The sequence below is a fragment of the Nonomuraea sp. NPDC049784 genome (assembly GCF_040659615.1).
Taxonomy (GTDB): Bacteria; Actinomycetota; Actinomycetes; order Streptosporangiales; family Streptosporangiaceae; genus Nonomuraea.
Window position 1 is genome coordinate 16,624 of sequence record NZ_JBFAMX010000054.1, and the last position, 17,664, is coordinate 34,287.

The window sequence follows — 17,664 nt, forward strand, 5'->3', positions numbered from 1 at the left end:
ATCACCAAGAATCCCTGATCAGATTCGGTTAGCCTTCTTTAGGTTGGCCACCAGCTCCTCGAGGAAGGTGGCGTACCCCTGATAGCTGAACGGCACTTCCGCGCGCCACGGGTAGAGCTGGCCGGCCTCGACCGCGGGGAGCTTGGCGAAGGTGGGCTTCTTCATCATCTCCTCGGGCTTGAGCGACTGGGTGCGGGTGTCGTAGAGGATCACGTCGGCGTCGTACTCGTCGGCGTTCTCCCAGCTCAGCGTCTGGAAGAAGCCGCCCTCGTCGACCTTCGACGGCTTGACGACGTCCAGGCCCGCGGCCGTGAGGTGCACGATGTCCGGGTACTCCGGCGGGTTGACCACCCACATCGCGTCGGCACCGCCGGACATCATGAGGATCTTGAGGTTCTTGAACTGGGCCAGCTCCTTGGTGGCGGCCTCCATGCGGGCCCTGGCCTCGGGCACGCCCTGCATGCTCGCGCCGAGCGATTTGGCCAGTTCCTCGTACTTGCCGATCACCTGGGTGGCGCTGCGGCCGGTGAGCATGATGCCCGCGGTCGGGGCGACCTGCTCGATGGTGTCCTTGGACTTGTCCGGCACGTACCAGAGGGTGCCCTTGATGTACATGCTGCTGACCAGGAGGTCGGGCTGGAGCGAGATGTACTTCTCGACGTTGAACTCGTCCCAGACGTTGCCCAGGCCCTCGACCTTGGTGAGGTCCACGTTGCCGACCTGGGGGTCCTTGGTGCCGTCCTTGAGCTTGTGCGGGCCGAAGACGGCGATGGGGCGCACGCCGAAGTCCCACAGGGCGGCCGCGGCGCCGACCTGGGCGACGATCTTGGAGGGCGGCTTGGGTTGGTCGACCTTCTTGCCACGATCGTCGGTGAACGTCCAGCCCTGAGCCGCGGGGGACTCCGTGGTGGGCTTGGTGGGTGCTGATTCGCCGCCGCACGCCGCCAGCGTCAGGGCCGCCGCGAGGCCTGTGGCGGACGCCAGGAAGCCCCTGCGAGCCAGTACCGGTCCTGACATGCACATCTCCTAAGGTTAGGCTTGCCTTCGTATTGGGGAATTAGATTAGCCTTACCTAAGCTTTACCGCTACGAGAGGGGGTCGGGTGCGCCCGGCTGAGCACACGGCCAAGGCCACACCCGGGGTCGGCGACGACGCCGAGCGCGCGGCGGATGGCGGGCGGAGCGGCAAGGGGCGAGTCGTCGGGCTGGTGAGCGGGCTCGTCGTCGCGGTGGCGGTGCTGGCGCTGGTGGCGGTGGCGAGTGTGGCGCTGGGGGCGCGGTCCATGTCGTTCTCGACCGTGATCGACGCCTTCCTCGCCCCGAACGGCTCCAGCGACCACACGGTCATCCGCGAGCTGCGCATCCCGCGCACATTCCTGGGACTCGGTGTGGGCGCGACGCTGGGGCTGGCGGGCGCGCTCATGCAGAGCCTGACCCGCAACCCCCTGGCCGACCCCGGCCTGCTGGGCATCAACGAGGGTGCGGCACTGGGCGTGACGCTCGCGCTCGGCCTGTTCGGGCTGTCCGACCCGGCGATCTACGTGTGGTTCGCGTTCGGCGGCGCCGCTCTGGCCTCCGTCGTCGTCTACGCCCTGGCCTCCGCGGGCCGCTCCGGCTCCAGCCCGGTACGTCTCGCGCTCGCCGGCGTGGCCCTCGGCATGGTGTGCACGGCGGTGGCCTCGGCCATCCTGCGCATGGACACGCAGACGTTCGACCGGATGCGGTTCTGGCTGACCGGGTCGCTGGCCGGGCAGACGGCCGACACGCTGGTGCGGCTGGCGCCGTTCATGGTGGCGGGGCTGGCGCTCGGCCTGCTGCTGGCCAGGCCGCTCAACATGCTGGCCCTCGGCGACGACGCGGGCAAGGCGCTGGGCGTGGCCGTGAACCGTACGAGGATCCTCACCGGGGTGGCCGTCACGCTGCTGTGCGGCTCCGCCACCGCGGCCGCCGGGCCCCTGTGGTTCGTGGGGCTGATCGTGCCGCACGCCGTTCGCGCGGTGGTGGGGCCCGACCAGCGATGGGTGCTGCCGTACTCGGCGCTGATCGCGCCGGTGCTGCTGCTGGGGGCCGACGTGGTGGGCCGGGTCATCGCCCGGCCAGGAGAGGTGCAGGTGGGGATCGTGTGAGCGGTGATCGGCGCGCCGATCTTCATCCTGCTGGCCAGGCGGAAGCGGGTGGCGGCGCTGTGACCATCCGCGTCGGCCCCTGGTCCGTACGGCTCGCGCCCCGCGCACTGGTCGTCAGCGCCGCCCTCGTCGTGATCGCCTGCGCGGTGACCGTGGCGGCCATCTCGACGGGTGAGTTCACGGTGCCCGTGCCCGACATCGTCTCCGCGCTCTTCGGCCGGGGCACGCCGGTCGCCGAGCTGATCGTCAGCAAGCTCCGTGCCCCCCGCGTGGTGACGGGGCTGCTGGTCGGGGCGGCGTTCGGGGTGAGCGGCGCGATCTTCCAGAGCCTCACCAGGAACCCCCTGGGCAGCCCCGACTTCATCGGCTTCACCGCGGGCGCCTCGACGGGCGGCATCATCGCCGTGGTCGCGGGCGGCTCGGCCATGACGATCGCCGGCGGCGCGCTGGCCGGGTGCGTGGTGACGTTCGCGCTGGTGTACGCGATGGCGTTCCGCGGCGGCGTGCAGGGCTACCGGCTGGTGCTGGTCGGCATCGGGGCCAACGCACTGCTGCTGGCGGTCAACTCGTACCTGCTGACCAGGGCCAACATCAACGACGCGGCCACCGCGGGCGCCTGGCTCACCGGGAGCCTGAGCGGGCGCGGCTGGGACCACGCGATCCCCGTGGCGCTGGCGCTGGCCGTGCTGCTGCCGGTGTGCGCATTCGTGGCGCGGCCGATGCGGATGATCGAGATGGGCGACGACGCGGCCAAGGCCATGGGGATCAGGGTCGAGGTCGTGCGCGCGGTGGCGATCACGGCCGGCGTGCTGCTGTCCGGGGTGGCCACGGCCGCCGCGGGGCCCGTCGTCTTCGTGGCGCTGGCCGCGCCCCAGCTCGCCCGGCGGCTCACCCGCTCGGCCGGGGTGACGATGGGGGCGTCGGCGCTGATGGGGGCCGTCCTGCTGACCGCCGCCGACCTGGCCGCGCAGCGCCTGCTCGCACCCACCCAGCTGCCCGTCGGCGTGCTGACCGCCGCGATCGGCGGCACGTACCTCGCCCTGCTCCTTCGAAAGGACCGCCACTGATGGCCCGTTTGTCAGGCACCAATCTCACTCTCGCCTACGACCAGCGCGTCGTGGCGACCGACCTGAGCGTGGCGATCCCCGACGAGTCCTTCACCGTGATCATCGGCCCGAACGCCTGCGGCAAGTCCACCCTGCTGCGTGCCCTGGCCCGGATGCTCAAGCCCAGGACGGGCGCCGTGCACCTGGACGGGAGCGTGATCACGTCGCTGCCCTCCAAGGAAGTGGCGCGCCGGTTGGGCCTGCTCCCGCAGAGCTCGATCGTCCCGGACGGGATCACCGTGGCCGACCTGGTGGCGCGGGGCCGCTACCCGCACCAGCGGCTCATGCGGCAGTGGTCGCGCGCCGACGAGTCGGCGGTGGCCGAGGCCATGCGCGCCACCGACGTGGCGGAGCTGGCCGACCGCATCGTGGACGAGCTGTCGGGCGGGCAGCGGCAGCGGGTGTGGCTGGCCATGGCGCTGGCCCAGGAGACGCCGATCCTGCTGCTCGACGAGCCGACCACGTTCCTGGACATCTCCCACCAGATCGAGGTGCTGGACCTCTGCGCCGACCTGCACGAGGCCGGCCGCACGATGGTGGCCGTCCTGCACGACCTGAACCAGGCCTGCCGGTACGCGACCCACCTGATCGTGATGCGGGCCGGCGAGATCGTCGCGGAGGGCGACCCGACGGAGATCGTCACGCCGGAACTGGTGCACCGGGTGTTCGACCTGCGCTGCGAGATCATTCCCGACCCGCAGTCGGGCACCCCGCTCATCGTCCCCGAGTCCCGCCGCCGCGTCCCCACCACCGCCTGACCCGGGCCGTTCTCGGCACGCGCTCGAGCGGCTCAACCGGACGTCAACGACCGGATCGTGCGCATGGCCCAGGAACAGGCCGGACGCCTGCTGCGCTCGGCTGTCTGGAGGGCCGAGGTGACCGCCGCGGTGGTGGCCACCTGGCCCGCCGACCCGGGCAAGCGCACAGCCCTGGAGTGGGAGGCGGTGCGCGCTGCTGTTGCCGGTGGCCGGGATCTGCCCTCCACGATCATCAAGGCCCGCACCCGCCAGATTACGACGTTCGTGCGGGCCAAGGGGCGGCTGCCGGCCGATGTGTGCGAACTGGAAGAGGCGCCTCGGACGACGCCGATGCTGCTGCTGGCCGCCTGCGATCGGCAGCAGGCGAGCATCCAGCGCAGCCAGACCGATCCGCAGCGGGCCATGCTCAGGTTGCAGCTGCCCATCCGGCCCGATCCGCGCTCGTACGCGGACTGGAGGTGGGTGGCCTGCCCGATCACGCTACCCCCTACCGTTCCCACCTCGGCTGTGCTGCACCTGCCCACCCTGCGCGTGCAGGGCGGGCACGTACGCGCCGACGTGGCCTTCACCAACGCTGTCCCCTTCGCTCGGCGCTCCGGCCACACCATCGCGCTCGGTGTCGACTGGGGCCTGAACACCCTGCTGTCCGCGGGAGCTGTGCAACTTCATACAAATGGGCGGATAACCGCGCTTGGCGCCGGAGCCCAATTCCGCGCCGCCGGCGTGCTGGCCAAACAGCATCGCCTGCGCAGGCACGGCGAGCAACTGCAAGCCAAGAGCGACCACCAGCAGCGCCTGCTCGACGGACGTGCAAACCAACCGGCGCTGCAGTACAAGCACACGCTGCTGACTGAGGAGACCCGCCGACTGTCCACCCGCCGCTCCAGACTCAACGCCGCCCTGGCCTGGGCGGCCGCCCGCTGGGCGGTCGATCAGGCCAGGGCCGCCCGGGCCACGGTCATCTATCTGGAAGACCTGCGCTCGCTGGAATCCGGCGGTATGGGCCGTACCGTGAACACGCGGCTGTCGCAGCAGGTACGCGGGCAGATCGCCGACCGCATCCGGCACCTGACCTCCGAGGTAGGTATCGCGATGGTGACCGTTCCGGCTCAGAACACCTCTCGGCATTGCCCGTACTGCCTAACCCCCCTGCGGCATTGTAAGGCGCCCGACAGGCCTGCGGTCGCCGGGTGGAAGTGGGCCATCTGCCCCAACCCCGACTGCTGCTGGCAGGGCGACCGCGACCACGGCGCCTGGCGCCGCATCGCCGCTCGCGGCCTTACCCACCAAGTCACGACGGTCGTGGACCGGGCGAGCGGTGCCATGGCCATCCACTCTGTCGTCGACAGGCTGGAAAACCGGGCAATCATCACTCCGCCCGCCCACATGACCCGCCGGACCGATCGGTCGAAGACCGGACCCACCCGGCGCCGCACCACACGCCCCGCGCCCAGGCGACGCAGGGCACCCTCCGCAGCACGGCCTCTGGGCCCTGCTGGACAGCGTCCGGAGGGACCCGCACCAACGGACCGGACCCGGCTGCCCCGCGCAGCCCACCGGCACCAGGACGGGCAGACGATCAGCACACCCACCAGGCGGCACCAACCGCGCGGGGCAACATTAGGCGCAGGATTCCACCTGCACGTCCACGCCTCCCCACCCCGGTGGGAATGGATCCCAGACGCCACGTCTGACACAGGATCGCCAAGCTGATCAGAGACGCTAAAGAGCTCCCCTGACCTCGACGATCTCGGCGAGGGGGAACTCCAGGTAGTCGCCTGCCTCCTCGCACCAGGCGTCCAGCGCTCCGCCCTTGAGCTCGCCGTGGCTGATCGTGGCGGTCAGCCCGCCGGTCAGGGTGATGCCGGCGCGCACGCCCCGGTCGACCACGAACCCCAGCAGCGACTGCTGCGCCGTCGGCAGCCTGGTGGCCATCCTGCCGATGATCGCCCACGTGCGGCCGTTCGTCCCGTCCTCGGACCGGGTGGCCTCGATCAGGCGGCGGGCGTGCTCGTACGGGTCGGGCGTCGGCTCGGCGATCATGTAGGGGGACGGGTCCATATCTGTGATGCCGGGAAACTCCGACAGCTCGGCCACCCGGCCCCCGGGCAGCAGGATCAGCTTGCCGCCCTGCGGCTCCTCGGGCCTGGCCCGGTGGACGGTGATCTCGCCGGTGTCGGAGACGGGCACGGGGGAGTATCCGACCTCCCGCAGCGCGGCCAGCGTGCGCTCGGCCGGTGCCGAGCTCACCAGCACCGTGGGCGCGAGCAGCCGCAGGCCCAGCCTGCCCAGCCGCCGATGCGCGGCGATCTCGGCCAGCAGACCGGGGTCGCCTGCTTGGATGAGGCATCCGACCGTGGTGACCGTGACCTCACCGTGCCTGCGCGCGGTGTCGCGTACGAGGTATTCCAGCGGCTGCGGGATCGTGCCGACCCCGGCCAGCTCGTCGAGCAGCTCGTCGGCGTCGTAGCCGCGGTCGAGCGCGCGGCGCACGCTCTCGGTCGTGAAGCGCCAGACCGAGGCCGCGCCCCGCGACTCGCGGTCGGCGGCCCGGTCGAGCAGCGCCGCCAGCTCCGCCGAGGGCGGCCCGGTCACGACCGCGGTCAGGTCGGGCCCGAACAGCGCGCTCCTGCGCACGCTCGCCAGTGCCCTGGTGGCCGCCTCGGCCAGCACAGGGTCGTGCTCGACCATGGGGACGGCGTCGTCGTTCTCGTCGCCCGGCTTGGCGGTGAGCGTGGCCAGCGCGCGGCCCAGGTCGGTGATCGCGTCGTTGGCCAGCAGCCCCAGCAGTGTGGCCTCGTCGAGCACCGCGGGCGCGCACGCCACCAGCAGCTCCAGGTCGAGCAGGGGCGCGTGCCAGTGGACGTTGGCCACGAGGCTGTCGCGGTCGGCGAACGCCGTGCCCGCCGGCAGGTCGGCCAGCGCCGACAGCACGGCCCTGCGGACCCTGGCCACCGCGCTGCCCGAGGGGTCGTCGCCGAGCACGGTGCCGTACTTGCCGTCGATCTTGCGGAGCGACGCGCGCTCCATGCGCCACCACGCCGCCAGCAGCACCCGCAGCCGCGCCGAGCCCTCGTCGAGCCGCCACCGGTCGAACCGGTCGGTGGGGATCATGCCGCCCGACTGCTCGTCCCAGGCCAGCAGCCGGGCCACCGCGCAGACCTCCAGCAGCAGCCGCGTCTCGTCCTCGTCGCAGCCGGTCTCCTTGGCGACCCTGCGTACTTCGCGCACGCCCACGCCGCCCGTCTTGAGCAGCGGCAGCGGCGTCTTGGCGGTGTTGTCGAGCAGGGCCGCGCACCGCTCGACGACGTGCGGCGCGGCCAGCGTCATCAGGTGGTCGACCTCTTCGGGGTCGACGGGGATCGTGGCCACCTCGGGCGGCTCGGGCCGGTAGGCCGGGTGGTAGCCGGGGCCGCGCAGGCAGATCGCCACCTCGCGGGGGATCTCCGCGACGTGCCAGCTCGGACGGAAGAGCAGGCCGTGGTCGGCGCACCACTTCTCCGGTGTGCCGGGCGTGACGAACCTGCCGCCGTCGACGTTCAGCGCGGGACCCTGCCAGGCGAACCGGTCGAGCAGCGGGATCGTGCCGTCGGGCGCACCGCGCACCAGCGTGTTGACGCGCTCGCGGTCGCCGAGCGCCTGGGTGACGCGGGCGATGACGCGGCGCTTGTTGCCCTGGGAGGACAGGCCGAGGTTGCGGGTGAGCGCGTGCAGCGCGTCGTTGCCGATCGACCAGGAGTTGAGGTAGTGGTCGAGCGGCTCGCCCAGGCCGAGCGGGGCGGACCACCAGCGCGCGACGCCTTCGGCGAGGTGGATGACACCCTCGTCGCCGGGCCAGGCCAGCGCGTGGTCATAGAGGTATTCCAGCCAGGGGGTCACCTCTTCGAGCGGCGCGTCGAGGAAGTCCGCCAGCCGCTCGGCCGTGGGGCGGGTCATGGCAAGGGCCGCCTCGGCCAGCTGCAGGCAGGGCAGCGGCAGGCAGCGCAGAGTCTCCATCACGGCGAAGCCGTTGCCCAGTCGCTGGGCCAGGGTGTCGAGCCGCCGCGGCCAGGGCGCGGCGATGGCGTCGGGCCTGTTGGCCAGGATGCGGCCAAGCCTGTCTTCGTTCAGTTTTCGCAGCCAGCCGAGCAGGTGATCTTCCATCTGTCAGCACTCTCATGGGGTCGCGCGCGGGACTCACCGTGAGCCATGAGCATCCACGGTAATGCAGATCACCCCCGGTCAGGAGAGGACTGCCCAGACGATCTTTCCGTGAGGTGCAAGTGCGGACCAGCCCCAGCGGAGGCTGAGCGATTCGACGATGTGGAGTCCGAGGCCGCCGGTGTCGAGGGGGCCAGGGTATCGCAGCACCGGCACCGATGAGCCTGGATCGGTGAAGGCGCTGGTGACGAGAGGTCCCCGGCGTACCAGGGACATGTGGACGGGGCGCGCGCAGTGGGGCTCGTCTAGGTGCAGGCCGTGGCGCAGAGCGTTGGTCGCGAGCTCCGAGACCACCAGCTCCATGTTCTCGATCAGCTCGCCGAGGCCCCATCCCGACAACGCGCCCGCGGTGAAACTACGGGCCGAATGGACCGAGGCAGGGCTGGGCGGGAGCACGAACGTGGCGCTCGCGGACGGGCCGGGGACCAGCAGATCGCGAGCCGCCTCCGGCCACCAGCCGACCGGAGGCCACCAATCGAACGTGGTCCACTGGCCGGGCGCCGTGGTGGATTGCACGTTGATCATTCTGCGACAAACTCTCGTGCAGGTGCAAGAGCGAATGCACGTGCAGACAACCCGTGCGCACGCTACGGTTTCCCTCAAATGGTCAATATGGGGGAAAGGGGATCTTGTCCGCGGCCCATGATCTTTCGGCCGTGAAGTGACAGACTGGAGGTGCATACTCCGCTACCTGCGGTGGCCCCCGCTTGACGCGGCCCGCCGTGTCGCAAGGAAACGAACAAGGAGCAGCACGTGTCCATTGATCCGCCAGGTTCGGGTTCGACCGTTCGGCGCATCATGCTGGGGGCGAGTCTGAGGCGCCTGCGTGAGGCCAGCGGACTCGACCGTGGACAGGCTGGATTCCATATCCGGGCGTCCGAGTCCAAGATCAGCCGGATGGAGCTCGGTCGCGTCGGCTTCAAGACACGTGACGTGGAAGACCTGCTCACCCTGTACGGCGTCGTCGACGATGCCGAGCGCCGTGCCCTGCTGGAGATGGTCAGAGAGGCCAACACCCCCGGGTGGTGGCACAAGTACTCGGCCGAGCTGCCCTCATGGTTCACCACGTACGTGGGCCTGGAGGAGGCGGCCGAGATGATCCGTACCTACGAGGTTCAGTTCGTGCCCGGCCTGTTGCAGACGGCCTCGTATGCGCGATCGGTATTCCAGCTTGGCAACCCCGGTCTGAGTCCGGACAAAATCGAACGCCGCGTGCATCTGCGCATGCAGCGTCAGGAGCGCTTCACCCAGAAGGACGGGCCTCGCCTGTGGGCCGTCATCGACGAGGCGGCGCTCAAACGGACGATCGGCGGGCGGGAGGTCATGTCCGAGCAGCTCCAGCATCTGCTGGAAGTCGCTGCCCTTCCCAACATCACTATTCAGGTGATGCCCTTCAGGTTCGGCAAGCACGCCGCTGAAGGGGGCGCGTTCAGCATCTTGCGGTTTCCCGAGTCCGACTTGTCGGACGTTGTCTACGTCGAACAGCTCTGGGGTGCCCTGTACCTGGACAAGCGTGAGGACATCGATCCGTACCTCACGGCCATGGAGCAGCTGTGCGTGGAGAGCACCACGCCAGGGGGCACCGTCGAGCTCATCGGCGGTCTTCTCAGAAAGATGTAGATGAACCAGACCTACAACGGCATGCCCGCGGCGGACCTCACGCAGGTCGCGTGGCGCAAGAGCCGCTACAGCAACTCGCAGGGCAACTGCGTGGAGCTCGCGGAGCTTCCCGACGGGGGCATCGCGGTGCGCAACTCACGCTTCCCCGACGGCCCTGCCCTCATCTATACCCGCGACGAGATCCGGGCCCTGGTGCTCGGGGTGAAGGACGGAGAGTTCGACGGACTGCTCGTTTAACAGCCTTGTAACCTCCGGCGCGCCTGCTTAACGGAGGCGCGCCGGAGGCGTAACCGCCCGGCCTCGTCCTGCGGACAGGATCAGGTCATGCTCGACCAGATGACCCTGTATCCGATCGCCGACGACGTGCTGTTCGCGCCGGGCGGCAAGGTCGTGATCCGCACTTATGGCGTGGCGCCCGCCACCGCGGGAGCCTCCGTCTCCTATCGCACCTGGGTGACCGGCCTCCGGGACCAGCCGCGCTACTGGCACTGGGGCCACTATGAGGACGCCGCCTCGGGGCACCGAGAGGTCCTGGAATGGCTCACGGGGCGGGGTCCGCAACCTTCCCAAGCCGTGGCCTGATCGCTATCCTCATGCCAAGCAACCGCTTGGTAGAGGAGGCGTGGTGCGGCGCGCGATCCACCTGCTCGAGGAGGTCGACTTCCGGCCGATGAACTCCAGACGGCCGCTGGAGTACCTCACCTGGCTGACCCGCTACAAACGCGAGGACGAGAACCGCACCGCTCCCTCGCTCACCTCCGGCATGTCGATCAGGTCCCGCGAGATCGACCTCGTGGGCGCCTTCTACGCTGTCGGCATCACCGGCCACCCGCAGTTCAAGGCCGTCACGCTGTGGGACTGCCACGGCGGGTGGGACGGCGGCTGGCGGCAGATGATGGAGATCTACCAAGGTGTCGACGAGCGCCTGTTCCTGTCCGACATCGACGACCTGCGCTTCTCCGCGTTCTCCCGCCCGCTCGGGGCCGCGCCCGGCTGCCCGCCGCTCTCCGAGGCGCCCGCCGCCGAGCTCTACCTCTTCGAGAGCGCCCGCGTACGCCCGGGAGCCGCGCTCGACTACCTCCACGCGGTGCGCACCGAGCGCGCGCCGCTGCTCGCGGAGCACGGCCACACCCTGGTCGGGCTGTACGAGGTGCTGTTCTGCGACACCGAGGCGGTCACCATCTGGGCCGTCTCGCTCGACGACCACCTGGCCACCCAGCGCGCCCGCGACGCCGCACTGGGCCTCGACGACGAGGTGGAGCCCGATTCCCGGCTGCTGGACTGGGGTAAGCGGGCTCGCGACTATCTGGAAGGCCCGTGGCGTGAGACGCTTCTGGCACCCTTCCCCGGTTGCCGTCTGGCGCCGGAGGGCCCGCCGGGTTAGCGTCGGCTGCGGAGGTGGCCATGACGGAGTCATACCTCTACAACGGGCAGAGCCCCGATGACCATGTCGCCTCGTGCCCTGACTGCGGCGCGGCCATCGCGCTGCTCGACCAGCCGGACACGGCCGTCGAGCCGCCGCCCACGCTGCGCGAGGCGGTGTTGTCCATGGCGCGCCGCCGCCGCAGCCCGGCCGTCATGGGCGTGGCGTCCGTCGCGGTCCCGTACGCCGAGCAGGTGGCGCTCATGGACGACCTGCTCGCGGAGCTGAGCGCCCCGCAGTGGGAGGCCCCGATCGCCAAGCACGGCACGGTCAGGGGACTGGTGGAGCACCTGGCCTCCAACGACGCCACCGTGGCGAGCTTCATGGGCGTGCCGGGCAAGAGCGGGATGCCGGTGCACCGGCGCTGGCGCGAGCAGGCCGGATCCCTGCTCGAGCGGGTCTCCCACAGCAGTGAGGTGCTGCTCGGCGTCGAGGTGGCGCTGGCGGGGGCGCGGCCGGCCCGCGCGCCGCTGCGCCAGGCGCTGATCCAGCGCACGTTCGAGACGTGGACGCACGCCGACGACATCAGGGCGGCCACCGACCGCTCCCAGGCCCCGCCGCGCCCCGAGCACGTGCACATGATCGCCGAGTTCGGCCTCGCGCTGCTGCCGCGCGCCATGCGGGAGCCGCGCCGCGACGTCTCCGCCACCGTCGTGCTGACCGGGCCGGGCGGCGGCACCTGGACGATCCCACTGTCGCCCACGTCCGACCACGTCGGCGTGCTGCTGTCGGCGGACGCCGTGGGCTTCTGCCAGCTGCTGGCCAGCCGATGGCCCCCCGGCTCCTTCCCGTACGCCGCCGAGGGCGATCCTGCCCTCGCCCGCGACATGATCAGCGCCGCCGCCACGCTGGGATGCGATTGATGGCGGCGGCATATGGCGACCGAGCCCGCCTCACGGAGCGAGGCCAATGAATAGAGACTTGGAGCTGTGCACACGACTGACGGCCGGTGACCTCGACGCGCTGGCCCACGCCTACGACCAGCACGGCCCGTACGTGTACGGGGTCGCGGTCAAGGTCACCGGCAGCCAGGCGCACGCCGAGGAGATCACCCAGAACGTGTTCGTCGCCCTGTGGCAGGATCCGCTCTCCTACGACCCGGCACTCGGGTCGTTACGCGGCTGGCTGGTCAGCAGGGCGCTGCACGAGTCGGCCCTGCGCTCGAAGGTCAGCTGATCGGCGCGTTCCAGGTCGTGAGCACCGGCTCGGCGTGCTCGAAGCCGAGCCGCGAGTACGTGCCGGTGTCGAGCTTCAGCAGCCTGCCCTCCTCGGGCCCCAGTCCCAGCCAGCGGGCGGCCAGCACACGCAGGAAGTGGCCGTGCGCCACCAGCGCCACCCGGCCCTCGACCGCCTTGGCCCGCTCGATCACCCGGTCGGCACGGGCCGCCACCTCCTCGGCGCTCTCGCCGGGATGCTCGGCGTCGCCGGGGATCACGCCGTCACGCCACAGGTACCAGCCGGGCCGGGTCTTGCGGATCTCGGGCGTGGTGATCCCCTCGTAGCCACCGTAGTCCCACTCCCACAGGTCGGGGTCCACCTGGTAGCCGTTCAGCCCGGCCAGCTCAGCGGTGCGCCGGGCACGCTGCGCGGGGGAGACCAGCACCAGGTCGAACGCCTGCCCCTTCACCAGCGACGCCAGCGCCCTGGCCTGGTCCTCGCCGTGCTCCGTCAAAGGCAGGTCGGTGCGGCCGGTGTGCTTGCCCGCCTTGCTCCATTCGGTCTCTCCGTGCCGGAGCAGCAGCATCTCGTTCATGGAGTCCATCATCGGGCACGGCCGATTTCCGCCTCGCGTCAGGTGGCGAGCTCCTCGACGATGGGGGCGAAGGTGTCCAGGTCACGCTCGTGATGCACGACGAAGTACGAAATATCGTGCTCGTCGCGCCAATAGCGGAGCTTGTCGATGATGTCGGCGCGCGTTCCGAGCAGGACCTGAGGTGTCTCGCCGAGCGACGAGCTGTCGGCGGCGCTCCACGCCTCCGCCGCCTTCCGCTCACCCACCTGCATCACGCTCGTGCCGAGCTCCAGCCCGTCGTACCGCTCCCCGGCGGCCTCCCGCACCACCTCGAGCTTGTCCAGGAACGCTTTCAGCCCGCCGTCCTTGTCGTCCGGGCCGCTCCCGTCCGGCCGGACCCTCATCCCGATGTTCACCACATCCGCCTCTTCGGCTGCCAGCCGCAGCATCCGAGCCCCGCCACCGCCGAGCACGATCGGGGGACGCGGTTTCCGCACGGGCTTGGGCCGCTGGTCGAGCCGGTCGATGCGATAGTGCTTGCCTTGGAAGCTGAAAGGTTCGTCCCCCCAGAGCCCTTTGAGCACGGCGACGGCCTCCCGCAGCCGCCCCACCCGTACCCCGGGCGGCTCCAGCGCCAGCCCGGCGCCCTCGTAGTCGCCCGCCATCCACCCGGTCCCAATCCCGACCTCCAGCCGCCCGCCGGACAGCAGATCGAGTGTGGCCGCCTCCTTGGCCAGCACAGCCGGATGCCGGAAGTCGTTGGCGAACACCAGCGTGCCGACCTGCAGCCTGGTGGTGGCGCAGGCGGCCGCCGTCAGCGCGGCGATGGGCGCGAAGCGGGGGCCGACGAGATGATCGGGCATGAGGAGCACGTCGTACCCCTGCCTCTCGAGCCGCCTGGCCTTCTCGGCCCACGCCTCCCCCGACTCGGCCTCCCGCACCACCGCCCCGAACCTGAACCGCCGCACGATGCCTCCCGCCATGTTGAGCAAGCGCTTGTGCGACACTGTACGCGCGAACCGCCGGCTCCCGCGTTCCGAGCCGTCAGCGGCGCGGAAGGGCGAGGGCGATGCCGGTGGAGGCGGCGGCGAAGACGAGCCAGGCCACGCCCGCCATCGCGTTCGGGAGCTGGGCGAACCAGGCGACGGGAATGAGGAACGGCGCCACGATCATGGCGATCGCCGCCCATTTGGGCGCGGCGCCGCGGAGAGCGGCGATCCCCAGCAGGACGAACCCGAGCAGGCCCAGGAAGAACGTGAACCCGAGCACCGCCGTCGGCACCCCGTCGCTCAGCTCCGTGACGAGCCGGTTCGTGGTGGGCACGTCCAGCCCGGCCTTGGCGGCCGCGTAGATGACGTCGTCGTTGTTCGCGCCGAAGGGCAGGGCCAGCGCGAACGCCAGGATCATGCCCACCAGCCCCAGCGCGGGCCGCCCCGACCGGGCCACCTTGCTCACCGCGAAGATCGCAGGGATGAGGGTGGCGACGCTCAGGGCGCCCAGCCAGCTCCAGAGGGGATAGGAGCCGAGGTTGGCGACGAATCCGCGGATGTACGGCTCGCCCTCCGACGTGGCGTCGAACGGGGCGAACAGCAGCGACAGGGCGACGACGAGCGGCGAGACCAGCGCGCAGGCGATCATCGCGTTCCGGGTGAAGCCGGTGGTGGCGGGGGTTGTCTCGACTGTGGTCATGTCCTGAGGGTGGGCTCGCCGGGCGCGGCGCGCATGAGTAGGGGGTACTCAATGCGCGGGTCTTACCAAGCGCTTGCTTAGGTGCGAGACTGGGGCCCATGGAGATCCCGGTGCGTCAGGTGACGGACGACGAGGCGGCGTTCTTCGAAGAGCACGGCTGGGTACGGCTCGGACGGCTGATCGATCCGGGCGCCGTGGCGGCGCTGCGCGAGCGGGCCGAGGGCTTCCTGCGCGCGCGTTCCAAGAGCCACAAGACGCTGGTCGACGAGGCCTTCGGGCAGTCGAGGGACATCGCGGCGAGCGACGAGATGTTCGGCGCGCTGAACCTGAGCCCCGGGATGGGGCGCAACGCCGTACGGTTGCTGCGCGGCGTGCGGGCCGTGCGCGTGCAGGTCACCAACCTCCTGGTCAAGGAGGCGGGAGAGCACGGCGCGACCGAGTTCCACCAGGACTTCCCGTGGATGCCGATGGACCGCTCGGCCATGCTGACCGTGTGGCTGGCCCTCGCCGACGTGCCCGCCGACATGGGGTCGCTGCGCTTCTACGACGGCTCGCACCGGTACGGGCTGCTCGGGCGGAGCTTCACCCGGCCGGGGGACGACCAGCTCAGCCAGCACCCATGGCTCAAGGAGCTGGAGCTGTCGCCGCCGCTCGACCTGCGGGCGGGGGACGCGACCGTGCACCACGCCCTGACCGTGCACGGCGCGCCCGCGAACCGCCGCGAGACCCCGCGCCTGTCGTTCACCGTCACGTACTTCGACGCCGACGCCCTCTACACCGGCCTGCCGTATCGGCAGACCGACGGGCTCGGGCTCGAGGTCAACCGGCCGTTCGAGCACGAGAGGTTCCCATGCCTGAGACCGTGAGGGGCCCGGTGGCGGACCTCGGGGCGACGCTCATGCACGAGCACGTCTTCGGGCTGAGCCCGGAGATCCTGTGGAACTGGCCGGACATCCCGGAGGCGTGGGATCTCGAGACGCGGGCGCGCGAGGCCGCGGGCAAGCTCGACGCGCTGAAGGCCGAGGGCATCGACACGATCGTGGACCTGACCGTGGTGGGGCTCGGGCGCTACGTGCCGGCGGTGCGGCGCGTGGCCGAGCTGACCGACGTGAACATCGTGGTCGCCACCGGCCTCTACACCTACGACGCGGTGCCGCCGTACTTCGCCAACCGGGGGCCCGGATCGTTGTTCGGGGGACCGGACCGGCTGTCGGAGTTCTTCGTACGCGACGTCGAGGAGGGCATCGGCAGGACCGGCGTCAAGGCGGCCATGTTGAAGTGCGCCTCCGACCACCTGGGGATGACCAAGGGGTGCGAGCGGGTGTTCAGGGCGGTCGCGGAGGCCCACCTGGCGACCGGCGCGCCGATCACCACGCATTCCCACAGCGCCTCCAAAGGCGGCCTCGAGCAGCAGCGCCTGCTGGGCGAGCTGGGCGTGGACCTGACCCGGGTGGTCATCGGGCACGCCGGGGACTCCACCGACGTGGCCTATCTGGAAGAGCTCATCGCGAACGGCTCCTACCTCGGCATGGACCGCTTCGGCATAGAGACGATCAGCCCATTCGAGGACCGCGTGGAAATAGTGGCGAAAATGTGCGAGCGCGGCCACGCCGGAAAAATGGTGTTAAGTCACGACTCGTACTGCTTTAACGACCGCTTCGACCCCGACGTCGTACGGCAGCGCCACCCCAACTACCACCTCCTCCATATTTCCCGCGACGTCGTGCCCGAGCTCCGCAAAAGGGGTGTCACGGACGACCAGCTCCACCAGATGCTCGTCGACAACCCGCGGAGGATCTTCGCATGACCGATGACATCGAGGACTTCGACGTCGGCTCGGACTGGCACGTCGCCGCGCCGTACGACTTCCTCCGGAGGCTCAGGAGGGACCGGCCGGTGTTCCGCAGCGAGCACCTGGGCGCGTACGTGCTGACCCGCCACGCAGACGTGCGGGCGGCCTACGGCGACCCGCGGCGCTTCTCCTCCAAGGGCTCGCTCACGATCTCCCGCAGCCTGACCCGCGAAACCAAGGAGAAGCTGGGCGAGCACGGCTCGTTCCTGTCCAGCTTCGTGGCGAACGTGGACCCGCCCGACCACACCCGCCTGCGCCGTTCGGTGTCGAAGGCGTTCACGCCCCGGGCGGTCGCGGCCATGGAGCAGGCGTTCCGGCGGCTCAACGAGGACCTGCTCGACCGCCTGGAGTCACGCGGCCGGGCCGACTTCGTCTCCGAGATCGGCCACGAGCCGTCGATCAAGCTGACGGCCCGCTTCATCGGCGTGCCCGAGGCCGACGAGACGTTCGTCCAGACGCACGTCAAGGACTGGTTCCAGCTCTTCCTGTCGCCGCAGCCCCCGGACCGCCAGCTCGAACTCGCCGACAGTTTCCTGACATATCTGGATTACGTGGATCGGCTGGTCGCCGCCAGGGCCAAGGACCCCCAGGACGACTTCACGTCCCTGATGACGTCCCTGATCGGCGGCGAGCTGAGCCACCGCGAGGTCGTCGAGCTGATCTCCACGATCCTGCTCGGCGGCAACGACACCGTCCCGAACCAGCTCGGCAACACCGTCCTGCGCCTGCTGAGGGAGGAGGCCTGGCCGGTGCCGCCGGAGCTGGTCCCGAACGCCGTCGAGGAGTGCATGCGCATCGACGGGGTGTCGCTCGGCTCGTTCCGCCATGCCCTGACCGACGTCCCCCTGCACGGCGAGACGATCCCGGCGGGATCCCTCGTCCTGCTCTCCACCGACTCCGCGGCCCACGACGAGAGCGTCTTCCCGGATCCGGAGCGCTTCCTGATCGACCGGCCGAACGCCGCCGAGCACATGGTCTTCGGGTACGGCATCCACTTCTGCGTCGGCGCGGCCCTCGGCCGCCTGCAACTGCGTACCGCCCTCGACGTGCTCGGCCGCCGTCTGCCGCGCCTGAGGCTCGTCCCCGGCGAGCCGATCGCCTACCGCAGGTCGCTCGTGGGCCGCGGCCTGGCGTCCCTGGCGGTGGAGTGGTGAGCGGC

General features: G+C 70.5%; 19 protein-coding genes. 13 read left to right on the forward strand and 6 right to left on the reverse strand.

Annotated features, from left to right (window positions below):
* Window positions 1–18: 18 nt before the first annotated feature.
* A complete protein-coding gene (locus AB0J09_RS14975; RefSeq protein WP_360690119.1) occupies window positions 19–1,017 on the reverse strand; it encodes an ABC transporter substrate-binding protein in 999 nt (332 codons plus the stop codon).
* Window positions 1,018–1,102: 85 nt separating this feature from the next.
* Between AB0J09_RS14975 and AB0J09_RS14980 the strand changes: the two genes are divergently transcribed.
* The 4 genes from AB0J09_RS14980 to AB0J09_RS14995 all read left to right on the forward strand — a co-directional run bounded on the left by AB0J09_RS14980 (window position 1,103) and on the right by AB0J09_RS14995 (window position 5,702).
* Window positions 1,103–2,125: an iron ABC transporter permease gene (locus AB0J09_RS14980; RefSeq protein WP_360690121.1), complete on the forward strand. Its 1,023-nt coding sequence runs from the start codon at window positions 1,103–1,105 to the stop codon at window positions 2,123–2,125.
* A 59-nt stretch (window positions 2,126–2,184) separates the two neighbouring features.
* Window positions 2,185–3,192 carry an iron chelate uptake ABC transporter family permease subunit gene (locus AB0J09_RS14985; protein WP_360690123.1) on the forward strand — a complete coding sequence of 336 codons (1,008 nt, stop codon included), beginning with the start codon at window positions 2,185–2,187 and terminating at the stop codon, window positions 3,190–3,192.
* Window positions 3,192–3,989: an ABC transporter ATP-binding protein gene (locus AB0J09_RS14990; RefSeq protein WP_360690125.1), complete on the forward strand. Its 798-nt coding sequence runs from the start codon at window positions 3,192–3,194 to the stop codon at window positions 3,987–3,989. The genes AB0J09_RS14985 and AB0J09_RS14990 overlap by 1 nt, the downstream gene beginning before the upstream one ends.
* A 63-nt stretch (window positions 3,990–4,052) precedes the next feature.
* On the forward strand, window positions 4,053–5,702 hold the full coding sequence (locus AB0J09_RS14995) for a transposase (RefSeq protein WP_360690127.1): 1,650 nt from the start codon (window positions 4,053–4,055) through the stop codon (window positions 5,700–5,702).
* A 9-nt stretch (window positions 5,703–5,711) separates the two neighbouring features.
* On the opposite strand, the gene AB0J09_RS15000 is transcribed toward AB0J09_RS14995, so the two are convergent.
* Both AB0J09_RS15000 and AB0J09_RS15005 read right to left on the reverse strand, forming a co-directional pair.
* Window positions 5,712–8,132 (reverse strand): helicase-associated domain-containing protein, encoded by a 2,421-nt coding sequence (locus tag AB0J09_RS15000; RefSeq protein ID WP_360690129.1) that lies wholly within the window; start codon window positions 8,130–8,132, stop codon window positions 5,712–5,714.
* A gap of 78 nt (window positions 8,133–8,210) precedes the next feature.
* A complete protein-coding gene (locus tag AB0J09_RS15005; protein WP_360690130.1) occupies window positions 8,211–8,714 on the reverse strand; it encodes an ATP-binding protein in 504 nt (167 codons plus the stop codon).
* Between the two features lie 273 nt (window positions 8,715–8,987).
* On the opposite strand from AB0J09_RS15005, the gene AB0J09_RS15010 reads away from it, so the two are divergent.
* The 6 genes from AB0J09_RS15010 (at window position 8,988) to AB0J09_RS15035 (ending at window position 12,408) form a co-directional block, all read left to right on the forward strand.
* On the forward strand, window positions 8,988–9,809 hold the full coding sequence (locus tag AB0J09_RS15010) for a helix-turn-helix transcriptional regulator (RefSeq protein WP_360690161.1): 822 nt from the start codon (window positions 8,988–8,990) through the stop codon (window positions 9,807–9,809).
* Entirely contained in the window at window positions 9,810–10,046 is a 237-nt protein-coding gene (locus AB0J09_RS15015) for a DUF397 domain-containing protein (protein WP_043632079.1), read from the forward strand.
* Window positions 10,047–10,133: 87 nt separating this feature from the next.
* On the forward strand, window positions 10,134–10,391 hold the full coding sequence (locus tag AB0J09_RS15020) for a hypothetical protein (RefSeq protein WP_360690133.1): 258 nt from the start codon (window positions 10,134–10,136) through the stop codon (window positions 10,389–10,391).
* Window positions 10,392–10,434: 43 nt separating this feature from the next.
* Window positions 10,435–11,193: a hypothetical protein gene (locus AB0J09_RS15025; RefSeq protein ID WP_360690135.1), complete on the forward strand. Its 759-nt coding sequence runs from the start codon at window positions 10,435–10,437 to the stop codon at window positions 11,191–11,193.
* Window positions 11,194–11,213: 20 nt separating this feature from the next.
* On the forward strand, window positions 11,214–12,095 hold the full coding sequence (locus AB0J09_RS15030; protein ID WP_360690137.1) for a maleylpyruvate isomerase family mycothiol-dependent enzyme: 882 nt from the start codon (window positions 11,214–11,216) through the stop codon (window positions 12,093–12,095).
* Between the two features lie 46 nt (window positions 12,096–12,141).
* Complete coding sequence (locus tag AB0J09_RS15035) at window positions 12,142–12,408, forward strand: sigma factor (RefSeq protein WP_360690139.1); 267 nt, start codon at window positions 12,142–12,144, stop codon at window positions 12,406–12,408.
* Here the strand turns inward: AB0J09_RS15035 and AB0J09_RS15040 are convergent.
* The 3 genes from AB0J09_RS15040 to AB0J09_RS15050 form a co-directional block, all read right to left on the reverse strand.
* Window positions 12,401–12,985: a histidine phosphatase family protein gene (locus AB0J09_RS15040; protein WP_360690141.1), complete on the reverse strand. Its 585-nt coding sequence runs from the start codon at window positions 12,983–12,985 to the stop codon at window positions 12,401–12,403. The two genes, AB0J09_RS15035 and AB0J09_RS15040, sit on opposite strands and share 8 nt — an antisense overlap.
* Before the next feature lie 38 nt (window positions 12,986–13,023).
* Window positions 13,024–13,932, reverse strand: a complete 909-nt coding sequence (locus AB0J09_RS15045; RefSeq protein ID WP_360690143.1) for a TIGR03621 family F420-dependent LLM class oxidoreductase — start codon at window positions 13,930–13,932, stop codon at window positions 13,024–13,026.
* A gap of 76 nt (window positions 13,933–14,008) precedes the next feature.
* The gene (locus AB0J09_RS15050; protein ID WP_360690145.1) at window positions 14,009–14,653 is read right to left on the reverse strand and encodes a hypothetical protein; all 645 of its coding nucleotides are present in this window, start codon (window positions 14,651–14,653) and stop codon (window positions 14,009–14,011) included.
* 98 nt (window positions 14,654–14,751) lie between these two features.
* Here AB0J09_RS15050 and AB0J09_RS15055 point away from each other — a divergent pair, with 98 nt between their 5' ends.
* The 3 genes from AB0J09_RS15055 to AB0J09_RS15065 are packed head-to-tail and all read left to right on the forward strand — an operon-like array spanning window position 14,752 to window position 17,659.
* A complete protein-coding gene (locus AB0J09_RS15055; protein WP_360690147.1) occupies window positions 14,752–15,519 on the forward strand; it encodes a phytanoyl-CoA dioxygenase family protein in 768 nt (255 codons plus the stop codon).
* A complete protein-coding gene (locus AB0J09_RS15060; RefSeq protein WP_360690149.1) occupies window positions 15,504–16,460 on the forward strand; it encodes a phosphotriesterase-related protein in 957 nt (318 codons plus the stop codon). The genes AB0J09_RS15055 and AB0J09_RS15060 overlap by 16 nt, the downstream gene beginning before the upstream one ends.
* Window positions 16,457–17,659, forward strand: coding sequence for a cytochrome P450 (locus tag AB0J09_RS15065; RefSeq protein ID WP_360690151.1), 1,203 nt, complete (start codon window positions 16,457–16,459; stop codon window positions 17,657–17,659). The genes AB0J09_RS15060 and AB0J09_RS15065 overlap by 4 nt, the downstream gene beginning before the upstream one ends.
* The last annotated feature ends 5 nt before the right edge of the window (window positions 17,660–17,664 follow it).